Source organism: Pseudomonas sp. S2_A10 (assembly GCF_054668465.1).
In genome coordinates, this window is sequence record NZ_CP162773.1 from 5,198,176 (window position 1) to 5,213,875 (window position 15,700).

The following is a 15,700-nucleotide window of genomic DNA, read 5'->3' on the forward strand; positions in this document are numbered from 1 at the left end:
GGTTAGCGTCGAGGGCTGGGTTTTGCTTTTGGGCCATGTATGCGCGCGCAAACGCGAGAGGAAGGATTCACCCTGATTGAAGTGCTGGTGGCACTGGCGATCATCGCCGTCGCCATGTCCGCCGCCGTGCGCGTCGCGGGGTTGATGACGCAGAGCAGTGGGGTTTTAAGGGATCGGTCGGTCGCGATGATTGCCGCGCAGAGCCGGATGGCTGAGCTACGGCTGGAAGGTCGATTGCCGAATGGGGTAAAGGCTGTTGAATGTGATCAAGGGCGGCTTATGTTGCGCTGTGAACAGGTGATCGCCAGCGCAGAGAATGGGCGGTTGCTCAGGATTGGAATCCAAGTATTTGATCGCAACCAGGATGCGCCGCCGTTGGCCAGACTGGAGACCCTGTTGTCACGGGCAGGAAGCCCCTCACCCTAGCCCTCTCCCGAGGGAGAGGGAACCGATTCGGGGATGTTCCAGAGATACGCCGACCTGAACGTATCGCTCTGAATCCAGCATCGCTGAAGCCCAGCAAAGCCATAGTCGCTAAGGTCTTCCAGGTCGATGTACAACACAAGACACCTCGGTCGGCCCCCTCTCCCTCCGGGAGTGGGCTGGTGTGAGGGACTCTTCTGCCGCGGTGCATAAGCATCAAAAATCCATAATCAACACGCTCGTCCAGGTCGATGCACAACGCAAGACACCTCGGTCGGCTCCCTCTCCCCTCCGGGAGAGGGCTGGGGTGAGGGGCTTTTCTGCCGCACCTAAAATCCCAAGGCCCTGCGCCGGATCAAGGCCAACGACATCACCCCGCCACCTCCAAATTATCCATCACCCGATTCACCGCCAGCTCCCCCAGCATGATCAACTGCGCAACCCCCAACAACGCCCGCCGCTGCGGCGCTGGCAGCAAACTGGAAATGTCCTGAGCAATCGTCTTCGCCGAAGCAAGCGTTTCACTCGCATCCGCCAGCAGCTCTTCATTCTTGGTATCCGCCGTCACCGCATACATCCCACGCGCCTTACGCGGCGGAGGCAGGAGATTGTTTGGCGACAGGTAATGATCGAGCGCACGGTCGGCGGCTTCGTGGAGTTTGTTTGAATCGAGGGATTCGTAGGGAGACGTGGGATCGATTTCGGGCGGGTTGGGTGTTGGTTTGATCATGGTACAACTCCTTGATTATTGGAGCCGCCACGTTTCGCTGCGAAACGAAGAGAGGTGGCAGCTGTACGCAGGTTCGCAGACCGGGAATCAAGGAACCCGGCATACCCGAAGGTATCCCGCGCACAGCCGCCATAAAGCACCATTGCCAAAAATGACAACGAACTGGAGCGCTGTGCGCCTTGATTGATCCGGGCTGCGAAACCCGATCGCCGATTCGTCAGCGACCGCACCACAATAGAACCCGTCCCCTAGGCGCACAAGCCGGCGGATTCTGGCGTAGCTGTAGGCAAAGGCGCAAGAATATGTAGCCTGGGAGCGTGACTGGAGATGTCTTTTTAAACGTTGGCGCTTATCGAGGCCTCATTGAACTACGCCTACTAAAAGGGTTTGTGTCCTCGCTAACGTATTGAGCTGTCTTTTAAGCCTGATAATCAGCAGCTGCTCTTGGCAAAAGTAGTCGTTAAAAGCGAATCAAAGCGGTGAACATATTTGAGGTTTATTCACACACGAATCTGGTACTCAACCTTTTGCATGCGTAGCGTCTGCCTAAGAGAAATGATGGCAAAAAGGCACCAGTCTTCAGTAAGATCCATTAGTAAGCAAGTCAGCGGTGGTTTGCTTGAATGTCGACGTTAAATGGGAAGTGAAAATGAAGTTCATCACCACGGCTGTAGACTTAGAAAAAAATCTCCAACGGCTTATCAAGAGCTACTCAAATATATCCATTGGGGTCGCATGGGCTTCGGCCTCAACGAAACCCTACGAGCTTCTCTCGCAGCATAAGGATAAAATTCGCATTGGAGTGATTGGAACCCATTTCTATCAGACCCATCCTGACGTGTTGGACGACTTCCTTCAATCCAACACCGTCAAATTTGTACTACAACCCAAGGGCGTATTCCATCCAAAGGTATATCTCTTTTGGAGCAACCATCATTGGGAAGCAATCATCGGCAGCGCCAACTTCACTGCCGGCGCACTGCGAGAAAACACTGAACTTTGCACTCTTCTTTCTCATGAGGATGGTGACCATTTTCAAGGCTTGCAAGCCGTTATAGAAGGCTATGCGGAGCGAGCCAAATCTATCACGCCAACCGAAGCTGTTAACTACCGGAGAATTTGGAAGACCAAGCAACCTGAGCTTCGCAAGCTCATGGATCACTACGGCGATAGGCCTCCGACAAAGTCAGCTATCGAGTCCGAAGTGATGAGCATGGATTGGAAAACGTTCCTTGCTGAGCTAAAGAAGGACAAATTGCACGGCTTCGATGAACGTCTGGACCTCTTGGATAAGATTCAAAAGGTATTTGCAAGCGTGCCTCACTTCAAGGACGTCGATGCTCAAACTCGGCGAGCGATTGCTGGGATACCAAACAAGATAATGAAGCATGCAGCTTGGTTTGGCTCCATGCAGGGAGCTGGTGCATTCAAAAACATAGTGATTGAAAATCCTGAGTTTTTATCAAGTGCTCTAGACCAGATACCATCCACTGGTACAGTCACCAAGGATCAGTACCAACGCTTCATTGCCGAATACTTGAAAGCATTCCCAAATGGCCGCGATGGCATAGGGACTGCTACTAGGTTGCTGAGTATGAGGCGCCCAGACCAGTTCCTTTGTGTCGACAGCGCGAACCTCAAAAAGCTTGCTAAAGACGTTGGTATGAGCAATTCCACACAGCTTGACTATGAGCGCTACTGGGAAGAAGTTATTGAGAGAATCATGCATGCCCCTTGGTGGAAGTCAGCTCCGCCGAAGTCAGGCAAAGATCTCAAGGCTTGGAAGGCAAGGGCGGCCATGTTGGACGCTATCTTTTACGAACCAAAGTAGTTATAGAGTTCGAAGACACCACAATTAATTGCGCAGACTGACTATCTAGCCACGGTTGCGTACACAGCCGCCGCTCTCTGCATTTCCGTCCTCAGTCACTCTTGCCTATGACGCGCGGCTTAAATCAGCCAAAAGTGTACCTTCGATCTGTCAGAACATTGTTACCCTTCGGCCAACCGGAAGGCGACGTTGATTTAATTTGGCTTTTGCAGCCTTCGAATGACCTAACGCGCGGTTAGTAGCTTAGTGAATTTTGTTTGAATCGAGGAATTCGTAGGGAGACGTAGGATCGGTTTCGGGTGGGTTGGGTGTTGGCTTGATCATGGTGAAGCTTCTTGATGACTGGAGCCGCCACCGTTCGCGGTCAAACAAACAGGGTGGCAGCTGTACGCGGGTTGACCGACCGGACATCAAGGAATCCGGTACACCCTAGGGTGTCCCACGCACAGCCACCGCAACAGAAATTCAGACAGTGCCTGAATACGTGCAGAACGCTGGCGCGCCTTGATATTGGGCGGACGGTCAAATCCGATCGCTGATTCGTCAGCGACCGCACCACAATAGAACCCGCCCCAAGGCACACAAGCCGGCGGATTCTGGCGTAGCTGTAGGCAAAGGCGCAAGGAGATGTAGCCTGGGAGCGTGACCGGAGATGTTTTTTTAAACGTTTGTGTTTACTAGGAGCAATTGCGCCACGTTGGGCGGGGCAAATTCTTCCCGCGTCGGCCTGTTGAGCTAACTTTCACGCGTGCAAACGGCTGCTATCGGCCAATTGCTGTCGATCACACCCGCAGAGTTACCACCGGTAGCAACCACTTGCCCCGGCGGGAGCCTACCGCTCGGCTCTTGCTTCAAGTAGGTCAGGCAATCATTTGTCTATGGTGATCCAGCTAAAACTTCCTGTGTAAAGACTGCGCTTCGCGGCAAGATCCCGCTCGCCACGACATTTTCCAAGGTGGTCGTCGGATCGGCGACAAAGAACGTTAGTACCAGCCCACGCTGGGCGCGAGTGCAGCAGACGTAAAGCAGTCGCAGCGTTCGGCTCCAAGTGTTTTCATCACCGCCTAGTGCTCGTGCACGATCTGCAGCACGGGCCTCAGCGCTCGCGAAGACACGTTCGTAGTTGTACGTTCGGTAGTCGCTTTCTTCCTCGTCCATCACCACCATGACGCGTTCGAACTGCGCTCCCTTCACACCGTGCTGTGTAGCATAGGGAGACCCTTCTGAGACATAGCGCTCATAGGGCCAAAGCTCTTGTGCCGAGCACTTGAAGAACTTGGCCATTGCCGCATCTGAGGATAGTCCTTCGGCCGGAACTGCATCAGCAGCCTCGGGCTCCTGGGCAGCGTCTGCAACATCCCTGACAAATTTGAGAACACGCGCATAGCGATCGTCGAACTCGAAAAGACCCGTGTCACAGAGATGGAGTGCTATGTCACCAATGGTGGTCCCTGCCTCGTCCACCATGGCGACAAGTCTAGACATAGCAGCGTGCAGCTCTCGCAATACAGCCGCGGCACGTCGGCCGGTAAGAGCCCCTGGCGCCAGACGCGGGCTGAACTTCCGGAGCAGGTTCATCGCCGCGAACTCGTTACCGGCTTTCACGGCAGCAACGATCGGTAGCGCAAAACTTAGGAACGGTCGAACGGGCCAGCCGGTGCCATCCTGCATCCCCTGCTTCATGCCCTCCGATGTCTTATCGTTCAGCGCCGAGTAGATGCCACCGAAGCCGAGCCGGTTTGCGGCCACGCGGTGCACGATGACAAGAATCTTGAGCGCGATGTCTGGGGTCGTCCAACCCTCGTCGTTGTTCGTCGCCGCGCTCCACGCCCGGATTCTCGCCAGGGCCTCAATTCGGTTCAGCGTGTTCGGCAGTACGAACATTCGGGCCGAGCCCTCCACCGGCTTGAGTTCTCCATCAACCCTTTCGTGCAGCCCGCGGACTTGCGCCATGCCGTCGCCCTGCGCGCGCACGGCGTTGGCAACGTCAAGGATCTGCTTCGCACAGCGAAAATTCTCTGGTTTTGTGATAGCCCGCCAATGGTCCTCAAGCGGGATGTCCCCCGACCCTCTCATGAAAATCGCCTGCATCGGGTCGCCAAAAAAACCGAGACAGAACTTGCGCCGCATCTGGGCTTCCACTTCCTTGAAGGACTTCACTACGCTCGGGAACGTGTCCTGACTCTCGTCAATGAACACAAACGGGAAGTTCAGCGCTACGACCTGTCGGAACAGCGGGCGATTTTGCAGCAGGAAATCGGCGAGCTGAAGGATGTCCTCGTGGCCGAGGACGCCCTTCGCGTAGTCACTGCCCACGCCGTAGTTGAAAGTCTCGACGCCAGCAATAGTCTCAAGGCTTCGGGCATAACGCTCTTGGTCAGCCTTGTTCCTGTCGCGTGTAGTCTGCCGGACACGCGAGCTGTAGTTCTTGAATTCTTCTTCCAGTTCGGTGATCCGCCTGCGGATGTCGTTCTGTAGCCAAACCTTAATGTCTGCCTGAAACGTCTTGGTAATAGACCAGTAGAAGCTGTGGATGGTCGAGACATGAACCAGCGGGTCGTCGTTGACATCCGCCAAGATTTCTTTGGCGGCGAGGTCCGTATATGTGATGCAGGCGACCTTCTGCTTCTTCGCCCGCATGCTGGCGCCGTGCTCTGAGATCACCCAGTCCAGCGCCTTTATAAGGGAGGTGGTCTTGCCGGAACCTGCGCCGGCGCGGACCACGAACGGCTGCGGGGGGGTCTCGGCAATACACGCGTGGATCTCGCGGTCGGCGTCAGTGTCTGGGCTATCAATTCGTCTGCTCATATCGTCTGCCCCGCGCTTGCGATAACGGCGACAACACCGGCTGCAGTCGGCTCAATTGTCGCGACCTCGTTGGCAATAGCCGCGTCCGCCTCAATCTCGTGGGCCACTTTGGTTTCGAGCCAGGCTAAGCCCTCGGCGATGTAAGTGGGGACTTTCCAGCAGTTGAGCGGCCCGCTTGCGAGGACCTCCAGCGCAAAGCGAGTCTTGTCGAAGTTCTTGCCGATCACCCTTTCGTGCAACTTCTCAGCCAGTTCTTCAGGGCTGTTTGGTGCGCGCTTCAGCTTGAGTCCGACCGAGCGGTTAGCCTCAGCCTGACACCAGTCGGAGTTCTCAAGACCGAACGCCTCCTCAAGCGTGCGGCCGCAGAGCTGCGAGGTCGTGGCACCCACCGTCACCAAAACCTTAGTTTGATAGGCCACCCGAACCTCAGCGCTGGTCCCCTCGGCAAGCGACAGCGTTTTTTGCTCCGCCGTGACTTCCCAAAGTTCGGCAACCAACCGTTTCTTAGGGATCCAACTGATAAGGGTTTGGTTGGACGTGAACGCACCCTCCACGTGAGCATGGCAGGTGCTGCCACGCTTCTTGGACTTCTTCTTGCCGCCCGGTGCTGCTTCGTCGTCATCTTCGAGCTCGAAGGCCTTCAGGTCATCTTCCTCGTTATTTCCGTCAACGGCACCGGCTCCTGTGTCTTGCTCGGCGGCATTCTCGGCATCCGTCTTGACCGCTACGCTGTCCAGATCCGTGATGACCAGCGTAGTAAGTCCAACGAAGGCAATTAATTCTTGGAACCGATGCGCGAACGCGCCACCGACTTCAAGGATGGTTAGGGCGGAGGAACGCAGGCGCTTGGCCGCCGTCTCGATCATGGCTGGCAAGAGCAGGCGCTCGACATTGCCCTCCACCAGGATGACAGCATCGGAAAAGAAGAGATCGCAGTGTGTCAGTTTCAGATACCGCTGCAAGAATTCGCGCGCTGGAGCGTCGGCCGCGCACGTCTTGAAGAGCGAAAGATTCCTTACCTCGGTGTTATGGTCCAACTGGTCGCTAACACGGCGAAAGTACCTAATGGGAGAGAACCCGCGCTCATAGAGAATGTGCGGGGAGTGAGTGGTGACAACGAGCTGCGTTTGGAAAAACGTTGCGTGATCGCTGGCATCCTCAAGGAGGCGCAAAACATTCCTGATGAAGACCTGCTGGATCTGAGCGTGCAGATGCGCCTCAGGCTCCTCGATGAAGACCAGATGCAGTGGCGCCCGCTTGTCTTCCTCGGCTTTCCACTGCTCGTGCAGGTCGAGGAGTTCAACCACCATATAGACTAGGTTCTTAAACCCCAGACCATTGTAGCTGTCGGGCAGTTGCGCGGTGATCGCACCAGGAACCACGTAGTGAACCTTGGAATCCTGCCCCAGGACGGTGGTCGGATCCAAGGCCGCCCGAATCACGATCTCGGGGTTGTTGACGCCTGGATAGCCGAGTTTGGCGAGGCGCTTGAGAGTGTCGCTGAAGACTTCCTTCAGGTGGAAGTTCAGTTCTTTCTCCGAGGTATCGAGCGCTTTGAGCGCTGCATGGTCGTCGCCACGTTTCTCCAGATTGCGGTGATAGAAACGGCTCAGACGCCGCGACAAGCTCTCGGCGCGGTCGGAGCTGCCAGCATCCGGGTCATCGAGGTGCCGCTGCGCGCGCAGGAAGTCCACCCTCACCAGAGACTTGAGAATCGCCGCGCCACCCGGCTCCTTGCCTAGGGGCAGCGGCGCATAATCAACTTCCTTTGGGTGATATCCGACAAATGCGCGCTCATCGAGCACGTAGTAGCGGAACGTATATTCTTTGCTCAGTTCCTTGGTGAGGTACTTCGTCAGACTTTCCGGCCAGGGCTTGTACTCGCCGGGATCCGCTACCACCGCCGCCACATTTTCCGCACCTGCCTCCGCGCCTACACTGCGTCTGGCCACCAGTGCGTCCGCAGCGTTGTTGGCCTTTTCATGCAGTTCGTGGAACTTCCGGACGAGTGCATGGGCGTCCTGAGGCTCGAATGCCACCCGGATCCCGACGCACTTACCGTCCCACTCCGTGCTCGGAAGAAGCGACATTGCAGTGGCGAGGTCGTCTTCACCGACCCGGAACCAGAGATCCAAAAGAATGGACGGCAACTGCTCGGGCGCATCCTCATCGCCTGGAGGCGTCCTGCCGATGGCGTCGATCTCGGCCCACAACGCCGCGCTGAAGTCGAAGAGTTCAAACTTCTTCGCTTCGCCACGGAGCATCGAGTACAGGCCTTGTACGGCAGACGTCTTGCCGCTGTTGTTGGCGCCAACGAAGATGGAAATCTCATCGTCAAGCTCAATGACGACGTCGCGCAGTCGGCGATAGTTCTGCAGCCGATATGCCTGTAGCTTCATGATCACCTCTTCCTAAGTGTGGCCGGGACAACTTGGTGCTGAGCACACAAGCCGGCTGCTTTCCTTTGAGCGTTCGTGAATCTAACAGCATCTATGTGCGGATGCCGAGAGGAGACTTATATAGCGCACGCCATGCTAAACCTCCAGTCAGCACATCAACGTCGAAATAACGACGACCTTACCCATACATACATCATTTTGAATCGCCCCTAGTTTCGTAGACGCCATCAAGCTTCGAGGAAGGGTTGCTCACTGCGTAACTGTCCGCTTATGGCCGATAGCGAACAAACTCAATCGTTGGTTTTTGAGTAAAAACAAACGCCAAGACCTCGGGGATTCTCCCTATTTCCCCACTCTACAATTCCGACCGGATCAGCCTCGGCATCTCCACCCCCTCCCCCAACCTCTCAACCCCCAACCGCACCCTCTCCCCACCCCGCTCAATCACCACCCCATCCCCCTCAACCCCCACCAACTTCACCCCAACCCCAACCTTCTCCCCCACCAAAAAACTCCTCGGCGCGCCATCATTCAAACTCAATATCGCCACCGTCCCACTCCCGCCCGCGATCACCCCGCTCACTTTGATATCCACCGGTGCGATCTCATTGGAAAACCACTGCAACGCCGGGCTATCGCTCCTCGCCGCGAGCACTTGCGGGGCGGCTGCGGGTGTGTGGGATTCCGCCGAGGTCAGCAGCAGCGACGACCATGTCGCGACGCCCACCAGGGCGGCGAGCAGTGCCAGGGCCTGGACGGTTTGTGCCGGGGTAATCCGTGTGGTGAATTTCATGGGTTGTCGCTCCTTGTTGTCCCTGTTGCCAGCCTACGCGGCAATTCTCTCCGTTTTATTTCACATGCCTTACATGTTCGCCGGGCACGATGGGGTGGGACGCCAAGGAGCGCGCGGGTGATGAGCAGGCAGCAGGGTTTTACGTTGATCGAGTTGATGGTGGTGCTGGTGATTATTGGCATTGCCAGTGCGGCGATCAGTTTGAGTATCAGGCCCGATCCGTTGCAGTTGTTGCGCAAGGATGCCGAGCGGGTTGCGCAGTTGTTGCAGGTGGCGCAGGCGGAGGCTCGCACCGATGGGCGGCCGATTGTGTGGGTGGCGGATGCCAAGGGGTTTCGGTTTGGGCGGCGTGGGGATGATGGCGTGGGGTTTGAGTCGTTCAAGGAGGATGCGCAGTTGCGCCCGCGTGCATGGCAGAGCCCGAAGGTGGAGGTGCGTGTGGAGCCTCGGCAGACGGTGGTGCTGAATGCCGAGTGGATCAATCCGCCGTTGCGGCTGATTTTGTCGGATGGGGCCAATCGGCTGAGTGTGCTGCGCGATGGCAGTGGGCGGATCAGTATTCAATGAAGACTCAGCAAGGGTTCACTCTGATTGAGGTGATGGTCGCGATTCTGCTTATGGCGGTGGTGAGTCTGATTGCCTGGCGCGGGCTGGACAGTGTGACGCGGGCGGACAGTCATTTGCAGGCGAGCAGTGAGCAGAGCGATGGGTTGTTGCGGGCGCTGAATCAGTTGCAGCGCGATGTCGACATGCGCGCGGGGGTGGAGTTGAGTGAGCCGCGCAAGGTCGGGGCTGAGGATGAGGCGCCGACCGCGCCGCCGGCGGTGACGGTGCGCAGTAGCGACAGCAAGGGGTTTCGGCTGGACATTATTCGCAGCGCGGCGGATCAGCCGGGGGCGTTGCAGCGGGTTCGGTGGTGGGTCAAGGGGGATACGTTGTATCGGGCGGCGGCTGAGGCGCGCAGTCGCTATCCGTTGCCGGCGCCTGGTAATGGGGTTGCGGTGTTGAATGAGGTGAGTGATGTGCAGGTGCGGGTTTGGGAGATCAATAAAGGCTGGCGGCAGTTGAGTGGGAATCGTCAGGAAGATCCGGCCGGACTGGAAATCAGCCTGACCCGTCAGACGCCACAAGGCCTGGAAAAATACCGACAGGTGATCGGCCCACTCAACTGAGCAGCCCCCTTCCTCAGCACGTTTGGCGCTTATGGCAGGTTAACTCTCCCGTGCTGCCTCTCTGATTTTTTGCACATCGAGAAGGGTGACGGCGCCGTATCGAACAGCCAACAGGCCTTCGGCTTCCCAGATTTTCAGCTGGCGGTTGACGCTCTGGCGAGACACGCCCAGTTGTTGGGCGATATGTTCCTGGTTGACCTTCAGGCATGGCGCTTCTTCGATACCTGGGCCTTTGATCAAGGAAACGAGTCGGCGGGCCAACCTGACAGGCAGAGGATTGCGGATCGTATTCCCGGCCCAATCGAGCGCCATTCGATATCGCCCACAGACCAGCCGGGTAATGGCTAGCAGAACGTCGGGTCGACGCTCGATGATTTGCCAGAATGCGCTGGCAGGCAGCACTGCAATACGCGCAGGCGAGACGGCTGCAACGTCATACTTTCTTGGTAAGCCATCGAGAAGTGGTACTTCGCCGAACCAGTCTCCAGCGACCAATTCAGTAAGCAGCAGTTGGTATCCACTGGCGCCCAGGCTATCGACGCGCAAGGTGCCTTGAATCACACGAAACATGCCCAGGGGTTTAGAGCCTTGAGGGAAGAGAGCCTCTGACTTTACCAATGTCCTGATCCGCGAGGCCTCGAGCAAAATCGCGTCCACTTCTGGTGGCAGGGAAAATGATGGAGGTATCGCTTCAGCCGACAATTCGGACATTGCCAAAACCCGACAATCTTGGTGTGAGGGCTCGGATAGTATCAGACGCCTCTGGCCTGTAGACGACAGGCCTGTCTGAATCAGGAACGCAGAATGTACGTCGGTCACTTCGCCATCGGCCTGGCAATCAAGGCCCGCTATCCCACGATTCCCGCGCTACCCATCATGATGGGCGTCGGTTTTCTGGATCTGCTCGATGGGATTTTCATCATTCTTGGCTTCAACACGGTCACGGCAAATTTGAACAGCGGGCCGTACCTGTTTTTTGATCTGACCTTTATCGACTGGGATCACTCATTGCTGGCTGCGGTGTTCTGGTCTGCGATTTGGGGACTGCTGTTCATCAAGCATCGACCGGTAGCCATCGTGGCAGCGTTGGCCGCCTTCTCTCACTTCATCGCCGACTGGCCGATGCACAACAGCGATTTGGCACTGTATCCGCACTCGGTCGAGCATTACGGTTATGGGCTTTGGGGCAAGCTGGGGACTGTCTCCTGGGTGCTCGAAGGTGTTTTCTCAGCAGTGTTGGCGGTTTATGCATGGCGGCTCAGCGTCCGACGCGGCGTGAACTTGATCTGGCCTCGTGTGGTGCTGGTGGTTTTGTTCTTGCAGCTATCGCCAGTGGCTTCACCCATGAAGTTGGTTGCCACACTCGATGAACCTCTGGCGCACGTGCTCCATGGGGTTTTGGTTTCGTTGGGCTTTTTGGTTCCAGGGCTGCTGTTGTCGTGGCTTTTGGATAGAAGTGAGGGAGTGAGTATCAAGCGAGGGTGAGGTCAGTTGGGGATTGGTGGGCTGTGAGGCCGTCATCGCTGGCAAGCCAGCTCCCACAGGGATTGAGTGCAATCGTTGGATATTGGTCTGCCGGGAAACTGCTTTCGCGAGCGGGCTCGCTCCCACAGAAGGCACCGGGGGGAAGGGCCAATAGATCAAAAGCCACATCAAGAGCCCCTCACCCTAGCCCTCTCCCAGAGGGAGAGGGGACTGACCGAGTTGTACAGGCGAAGTACGCCGACTTGAGATACCGAGCCGAATGCAGATTCTGAAAAGCTCCCAATCGACCCCCTCTCCCTCGGGAGAGGGCTGGGGTGAGGGGTAGCGACAACGCAAATCAAAAGCCGAACACCCCACGCTTTCACCATCCGATAGGCCGAGTGTCAGCTCGCCTGCTTTTGATCTTGATCCACGGGCGACATCGGAACGAAGGAACCCCGAGCTTTAGCGAGTGGGCCGGACGTTGGAGCAAGCCTTTTTGGCGCTAGCTGAGGACGACCACGCCGCCCGGCAGTTCGGTGCATTTGACGCCGTAGGCGTCGCGGATCAGCAAGGCGACGCCGGCGAGTTGGTCGAGGTTGAAGCGGGCCTGGACGCGGCGTTGGCCGAGTTCGCGGTTGAGCAGCAGGAGCATGCCGGGGCGGTAGCGGTTGATTTCGTCGATCATCTGGCTGAGGGTCGCGCCGTTGAACACCAGCACTTGTTGGCGCCAGTTCATCACGGCGGCGGTGTCGACGGTTTGCACGTTGCCGATTTGCCTTGTGTCGTAGGTGACTTGCTGGCCCGCTTCGAGGCGCAGATTGCGGCCGTCGATGGCGACGTCGACCGTGCCGTCGAGGCAGGTCACGCAGACTTGCTGGTCGGTGTTGCGCAGGTTGAAGCGCGCCTGACTGGCGCGCAACCACCCTGCCCCGGCCTGCATCGCCAGCGGCAGGCGTGCGGTTTGCACTTCGACTTCGCCGCTGACCAGTTCAAATCCCTGCACGCCGTTTTCGACGCTGCGCTGGTTGATGCGGGTCTGGGTGTTGAGTTCGAGGCTGACGCCTTGTGCCGGTTCGACCCGGCGTTGCTGGCCGACTTCAGTGATGTAGTCAGCGCCCAGCCCTTCGAAGCCACCGGGAATCGTGCCGCGCACCAGCAGGAATGCGGCGGATGCCGCAATCGCACCGCCGAGAAATGCCCGTCGACCGAAGCTGCGTCGGCCCTGCACGGCTTCGGCGGCCGGTTGCAGGTGATGCCACAGCTGCTTGGCCTCTTCGAAGGCCCGGGCATGTTCGCCACTCTGCGCGCACCATTCGCGCAGGGCGCGGGCGTCGGCGACGGTGGCGCGGCCCGAGGTCAGCAGGATCAGCCAGTCTTGGGCTTCGCTGTGCAGAGACTCGGTGGCCGAAGGCTCGGCGGGTTTCAGTCGAAAGATGTTCAAACGCGCAAATTCTCAACGGATTAATCGGGTCACTATTCGCTAGACGGTTTTCCGGCCCCGCGACCGAACCGCTGAAACACTTTTCTTTCCAGTTTCGCTGCGCAGAAGCCCAACGCGGCTTTGATTTCCTTCTCGACCATGCGCGTGGAAATGCCGAAACGCTGGGAGATTTCCAGGTGTGGCGCCTCTTCCAGCCGCGCGGCGATGAAGATCCGTCGACGCCGTGCGGGCAGTTCGTACAAGGCGCTGAGCAGGGCCTGCATCTCCTTTTGCCCGCCGACCACCCGCGCCGGGTCGAGGGCTTCGTCGCCCAGTTGCAGCAGCTCTTCGACCTCAGTACCGGTGAGCAGCCGCGCATCGGCCTGACGGCGGTCGGCGGCGATGTTGAGGGCCATGCGATACAGGTAGGCGTTGGGCTTGAGCAGGTTCGGCGGGGTTTCCATGCGATCGACCCGCAGCCAGGTCTCGTGCAGCACGTCATTGGCCAGATCCTCGGAGCCTAGGCGGCGGCGCAGGCGCACGCGAAAGTCCTCGTAGGAGCTGAGGAACAGCTGGCCCATCGCGCTTTGTCCGGCGTCTTTCATCCCCCGGAAACTCCTTCCCATCTCGTGCATTCCATGCGCTTCCCTGACGACTCCGGTAACAACAGCAACGTGACCGGCTGGCGCAAGGCGCTGGGCGTCGGCCGATCGATTGTGAGGTTGCGAAAACTTTCCACCAGCGCGTTATCGCGCCGTACATCGCCGGTCGAAGTGACCAACCGGTTGTGCTGCACCACGCCGTCGCGCCCGACCCACACCTGCAACACCGCGCGATAACTGCCCGGCCGGGTCAGCGGCGAACGACACAGCTTGCGCTCGATCGCCGCTTGCACCGCCGTCGCGTAACTGCGGTTGACCGCGACAGCGGCCGGCGTGGGTTTGTCCGTCGGCACCGGCAGATCTTCCACTTGCGCCACTTGCAAGGTGAACGCGTCGGCGCGGGCATAGCGCGCCATCAACCCGGTGCCGCCGAGCAAATGGCGCAAGGCATCGGCGGCGGTGTATTCGCCATCCACAGCGAGGGAGCGGCGGCCCCGGCTCAACTGGCTATCGACCAGCACCGCGACGCCCGTGGCGCGGCTGTACTGATCCAGCGCCCGAGCGAGTTCCTGCGCCGGGATGTGCAAGGTCAGGCGCATATCCGCCGCCGCCGGATCAGCCTCGGCCGCGTTGGCCAGCAGACCGAGCAGCCACCCCAGACCCGCGCGGCGCACAAGCGTCGCCGAGCGCTGAAGACTGATCCGCGAACTGCCTCGCTGCACGACTGGCGCACCCCTGAAAATCGCTATCCTGCGGGGCATTTATGACTCTGGTATGACGGGCGGTGCAAAAAAACCATCACGGGTTTTGCGCCGCGCTTGCACTAGACTCAAAGCCAGAGCGGCCCATTCGGGCGGGCCAGGAGGCGGACATGAAAACGCGGTGGATGTGGGTCTTGCTGATGACGGTGGGCGCGGCGCAGGCCGAAGAGCCGCTGGGCTGTGTCGAGGTCACGGTCGGCGGTTACAAGGCGCCGAATTACGATTGCCTGAGCCAGCAGATGGGCAACAATCCCGACGGCGCGGCGGCGGCGCAGAAGAACATGGAAGCGTTGAATGTGCCGGTGCACAAGCGCGCGCCGAATCAGGTAGGGCTGGCGACCCCGGCGGCGACCAGTACGCGGATGGGGAATACGTTTGGCACCTCGGTGAAACCGCAGCGGCCGGCGAATTGAATCGCACTGTGGGTGCTGAGGGATTTAGCACCTGTGGTGAGGGGATTCATCCCCGTTGGGTTGCGCAGCAGCCCCGAAGTCGCCTGACTCTGATCTGTCAGATAAACCGATTTCACCGTTTTGGCGTCTGCTGCGCAGCCGAACGGGGATAAATCCCCTCGCCACAGGGAGGGGGGCTTTTCAGTCACTCGGGGTCTGACGGAAGCTGACAGCCAAACGATTCCAGCTGTTGATGTTGCTGACCGCAACCGTCAAGTCCACCAGTTCACCTTCATCAAATTGCTCGCGCGCTTGCTGGTAGACGTCATCCGGCACGTGGCTTTCGGCCAACAGCGTCACCGCCTCGGCCCAGGCCAGCGCCGCCCGTTCGCGGGGATTGAAGAAGTTGCTGTCGCGCCACACCGCGATCGCGTAAAGGCGCCGATCGCTCTCCCCGGCCCGCCGCGCGTCCAACGAATGCATGTCAGTGCAGAAGGCGCAGCCGTTGAGTTGCGAAGCGCGGATCCGGATCAATTGCAGCAGTGGCGCTTCGATGCTCAGGTGGGTGGTCAGCGCCTCCATGGCAAGCATCGCTTTCATCGCCTTGGGCGAAGCGTTGTAGTAATCCAGACGCAGGGACATGGCGCGGCTCTCGGCAGGCGGAATGATGAGTTCACGGTAAGGGCTGTGCGGGCTGTGTTACAGCCCCAATTCCATGAATTCCGGCTACACCAATGAACCTCGGCCAAACGCAATACCTGTGGGAGCGAGCCTGCTCGCGAAAGCGGTTTCCCAGACAAATATTCATCCACTGCACCACCGCCATCGCTGGCAAGCCAGCTCCCACAAGGTTTAACGTCGTTCACAAGATTTGTGCACGCCGCAAAAACTGTGGGAGCTGG

15 protein-coding genes and 1 pseudogene are annotated in these 15,700 nt (G+C 58.4%); 6 read left to right on the plus strand and 10 right to left on the minus strand.

Annotated features, from left to right (window positions below):
* Positions 1-39 precede the first annotated feature (39 nt).
* Complete coding sequence (gene gspI, locus AB4N41_RS23265) at positions 40-426, plus strand: type II secretion system minor pseudopilin GspI (protein ID WP_252876422.1); 387 nt, start codon at positions 40-42, stop codon at positions 424-426.
* A gap of 367 nt (positions 427-793) precedes the next feature.
* On the opposite strand, the gene AB4N41_RS23270 is transcribed toward gspI, so the two are convergent.
* On the minus strand, positions 794-1,153 hold the full coding sequence (locus tag AB4N41_RS23270) for a DUF6124 family protein (RefSeq protein WP_122601907.1): 360 nt from the start codon (positions 1,151-1,153) through the stop codon (positions 794-796).
* A 649-nt stretch (positions 1,154-1,802) separates the two neighbouring features.
* Between AB4N41_RS23270 and AB4N41_RS23275 the strand changes: the two genes are divergently transcribed.
* On the plus strand, positions 1,803-2,984 hold the full coding sequence (locus AB4N41_RS23275) for a phospholipase D family protein (protein ID WP_252876423.1): 1,182 nt from the start codon (positions 1,803-1,805) through the stop codon (positions 2,982-2,984).
* 246 nt (positions 2,985-3,230) lie between these two features.
* On the opposite strand, the pseudogene AB4N41_RS23280 reads toward AB4N41_RS23275, so the two are convergent.
* From AB4N41_RS23280 to AB4N41_RS23295, 4 genes and pseudogenes are all read right to left on the minus strand, one after another.
* Positions 3,231-3,308, minus strand: a pseudogene (locus tag AB4N41_RS23280) (DUF6124 family protein); the annotation flags it as partial.
* Positions 3,309-3,860: 552 nt separating this feature from the next.
* On the minus strand, positions 3,861-5,792 hold the full coding sequence (locus AB4N41_RS23285; protein WP_460138087.1) for a UvrD-helicase domain-containing protein: 1,932 nt from the start codon (positions 5,790-5,792) through the stop codon (positions 3,861-3,863).
* Positions 5,789-8,191: an ATP-dependent endonuclease gene (locus AB4N41_RS23290; RefSeq protein WP_252876425.1), complete on the minus strand. Its 2,403-nt coding sequence runs from the start codon at positions 8,189-8,191 to the stop codon at positions 5,789-5,791. Before AB4N41_RS23290 ends, AB4N41_RS23285 begins: the two co-directional genes overlap by 4 nt.
* 355 nt (positions 8,192-8,546) lie before the next feature.
* On the minus strand, positions 8,547-8,984 hold the full coding sequence (locus tag AB4N41_RS23295) for a type II secretion system protein N (RefSeq protein ID WP_252876426.1): 438 nt from the start codon (positions 8,982-8,984) through the stop codon (positions 8,547-8,549).
* Positions 8,985-9,104: 120 nt separating this feature from the next.
* Between AB4N41_RS23295 and AB4N41_RS23300 the strand changes: the two genes are divergently transcribed.
* Positions 9,105-9,551 (plus strand): GspH/FimT family pseudopilin, encoded by a 447-nt coding sequence (locus AB4N41_RS23300; protein WP_122698127.1) that lies wholly within the window; start codon positions 9,105-9,107, stop codon positions 9,549-9,551.
* Entirely contained in the window at positions 9,548-10,156 is a 609-nt protein-coding gene (locus tag AB4N41_RS23305) for a prepilin-type N-terminal cleavage/methylation domain-containing protein (RefSeq protein ID WP_252876427.1), read from the plus strand. The genes AB4N41_RS23300 and AB4N41_RS23305 overlap by 4 nt, the downstream gene beginning before the upstream one ends.
* Positions 10,157-10,195: 39 nt before the next feature.
* On the opposite strand, the gene AB4N41_RS23310 is transcribed toward AB4N41_RS23305, so the two are convergent.
* Positions 10,196-10,867, minus strand: coding sequence for a Crp/Fnr family transcriptional regulator (locus tag AB4N41_RS23310; RefSeq protein ID WP_252876428.1), 672 nt, complete (start codon positions 10,865-10,867; stop codon positions 10,196-10,198).
* Between the two features lie 93 nt (positions 10,868-10,960).
* Between AB4N41_RS23310 and AB4N41_RS23315 the strand changes: the two genes are divergently transcribed.
* Positions 10,961-11,641 (plus strand): hypothetical protein, encoded by a 681-nt coding sequence (locus AB4N41_RS23315; protein ID WP_252876429.1) that lies wholly within the window; start codon positions 10,961-10,963, stop codon positions 11,639-11,641.
* A 484-nt stretch (positions 11,642-12,125) separates the two neighbouring features.
* Here the strand turns inward: AB4N41_RS23315 and AB4N41_RS23320 are convergent, their stop codons facing one another.
* The 3 genes from AB4N41_RS23320 to AB4N41_RS23330 are packed head-to-tail and all read right to left on the minus strand — an operon-like array spanning position 12,126 to position 14,367.
* Positions 12,126-13,064: a FecR family protein gene (locus AB4N41_RS23320; protein ID WP_252876430.1), complete on the minus strand. Its 939-nt coding sequence runs from the start codon at positions 13,062-13,064 to the stop codon at positions 12,126-12,128.
* Positions 13,065-13,096: 32 nt separating this feature from the next.
* On the minus strand, positions 13,097-13,648 hold the full coding sequence (locus AB4N41_RS23325) for an RNA polymerase sigma factor (RefSeq protein ID WP_252867725.1): 552 nt from the start codon (positions 13,646-13,648) through the stop codon (positions 13,097-13,099).
* Positions 13,645-14,367 (minus strand): secretin and TonB N-terminal domain-containing protein, encoded by a 723-nt coding sequence (locus tag AB4N41_RS23330; RefSeq protein ID WP_460138420.1) that lies wholly within the window; start codon positions 14,365-14,367, stop codon positions 13,645-13,647. Before AB4N41_RS23330 ends, AB4N41_RS23325 begins: the two co-directional genes overlap by 4 nt.
* 149 nt (positions 14,368-14,516) lie before the next feature.
* On the opposite strand from AB4N41_RS23330, the gene AB4N41_RS23335 reads away from it, so the two are divergent.
* On the plus strand, positions 14,517-14,819 hold the full coding sequence (locus tag AB4N41_RS23335; protein ID WP_041480100.1) for a hypothetical protein: 303 nt from the start codon (positions 14,517-14,519) through the stop codon (positions 14,817-14,819).
* A 180-nt stretch (positions 14,820-14,999) separates the two neighbouring features.
* On the opposite strand, the gene AB4N41_RS23340 is transcribed toward AB4N41_RS23335, so the two are convergent.
* Positions 15,000-15,440 carry a carboxymuconolactone decarboxylase family protein gene (locus AB4N41_RS23340; protein WP_252876431.1) on the minus strand — a complete coding sequence of 147 codons (441 nt, stop codon included), beginning with the start codon at positions 15,438-15,440 and terminating at the stop codon, positions 15,000-15,002.
* Positions 15,441-15,700: the final 260 nt, after the last annotated feature.

Coding starts and splice junctions, on each gene's coding strand:
- gspI (WP_252876422.1), top strand. CDS start 40: ATGCGCGCGCAAACGCGAGAGGAAGGATTCACCCTGATTGAAGTGCTG.
- AB4N41_RS23270 (WP_122601907.1), bottom strand. CDS start 1,153: ATGATCAAACCAACACCCAACCCGCCCGAAATCGATCCCACGTCTCCC.
- AB4N41_RS23275 (WP_252876423.1), top strand. CDS start 1,803: ATGAAGTTCATCACCACGGCTGTAGACTTAGAAAAAAATCTCCAACGG.
- AB4N41_RS23285 (WP_460138087.1), bottom strand. CDS start 5,792: ATGAGCAGACGAATTGATAGCCCAGACACTGACGCCGACCGCGAGATC.
- AB4N41_RS23290 (WP_252876425.1), bottom strand. CDS start 8,191: ATGAAGCTACAGGCATATCGGCTGCAGAACTATCGCCGACTGCGCGAC.
- AB4N41_RS23295 (WP_252876426.1), bottom strand. CDS start 8,984: ATGAAATTCACCACACGGATTACCCCGGCACAAACCGTCCAGGCCCTG.
- AB4N41_RS23300 (WP_122698127.1), top strand. CDS start 9,105: ATGAGCAGGCAGCAGGGTTTTACGTTGATCGAGTTGATGGTGGTGCTG.
- AB4N41_RS23305 (WP_252876427.1), top strand. CDS start 9,548: ATGAAGACTCAGCAAGGGTTCACTCTGATTGAGGTGATGGTCGCGATT.
- AB4N41_RS23310 (WP_252876428.1), bottom strand. CDS start 10,867: ATGTCCGAATTGTCGGCTGAAGCGATACCTCCATCATTTTCCCTGCCA.
- AB4N41_RS23315 (WP_252876429.1), top strand. CDS start 10,961: ATGTACGTCGGTCACTTCGCCATCGGCCTGGCAATCAAGGCCCGCTAT.
- AB4N41_RS23325 (WP_252867725.1), bottom strand. CDS start 13,648: ATGAAAGACGCCGGACAAAGCGCGATGGGCCAGCTGTTCCTCAGCTCC.
- AB4N41_RS23335 (WP_041480100.1), top strand. CDS start 14,517: ATGAAAACGCGGTGGATGTGGGTCTTGCTGATGACGGTGGGCGCGGCG.
- AB4N41_RS23340 (WP_252876431.1), bottom strand. CDS start 15,440: ATGTCCCTGCGTCTGGATTACTACAACGCTTCGCCCAAGGCGATGAAA.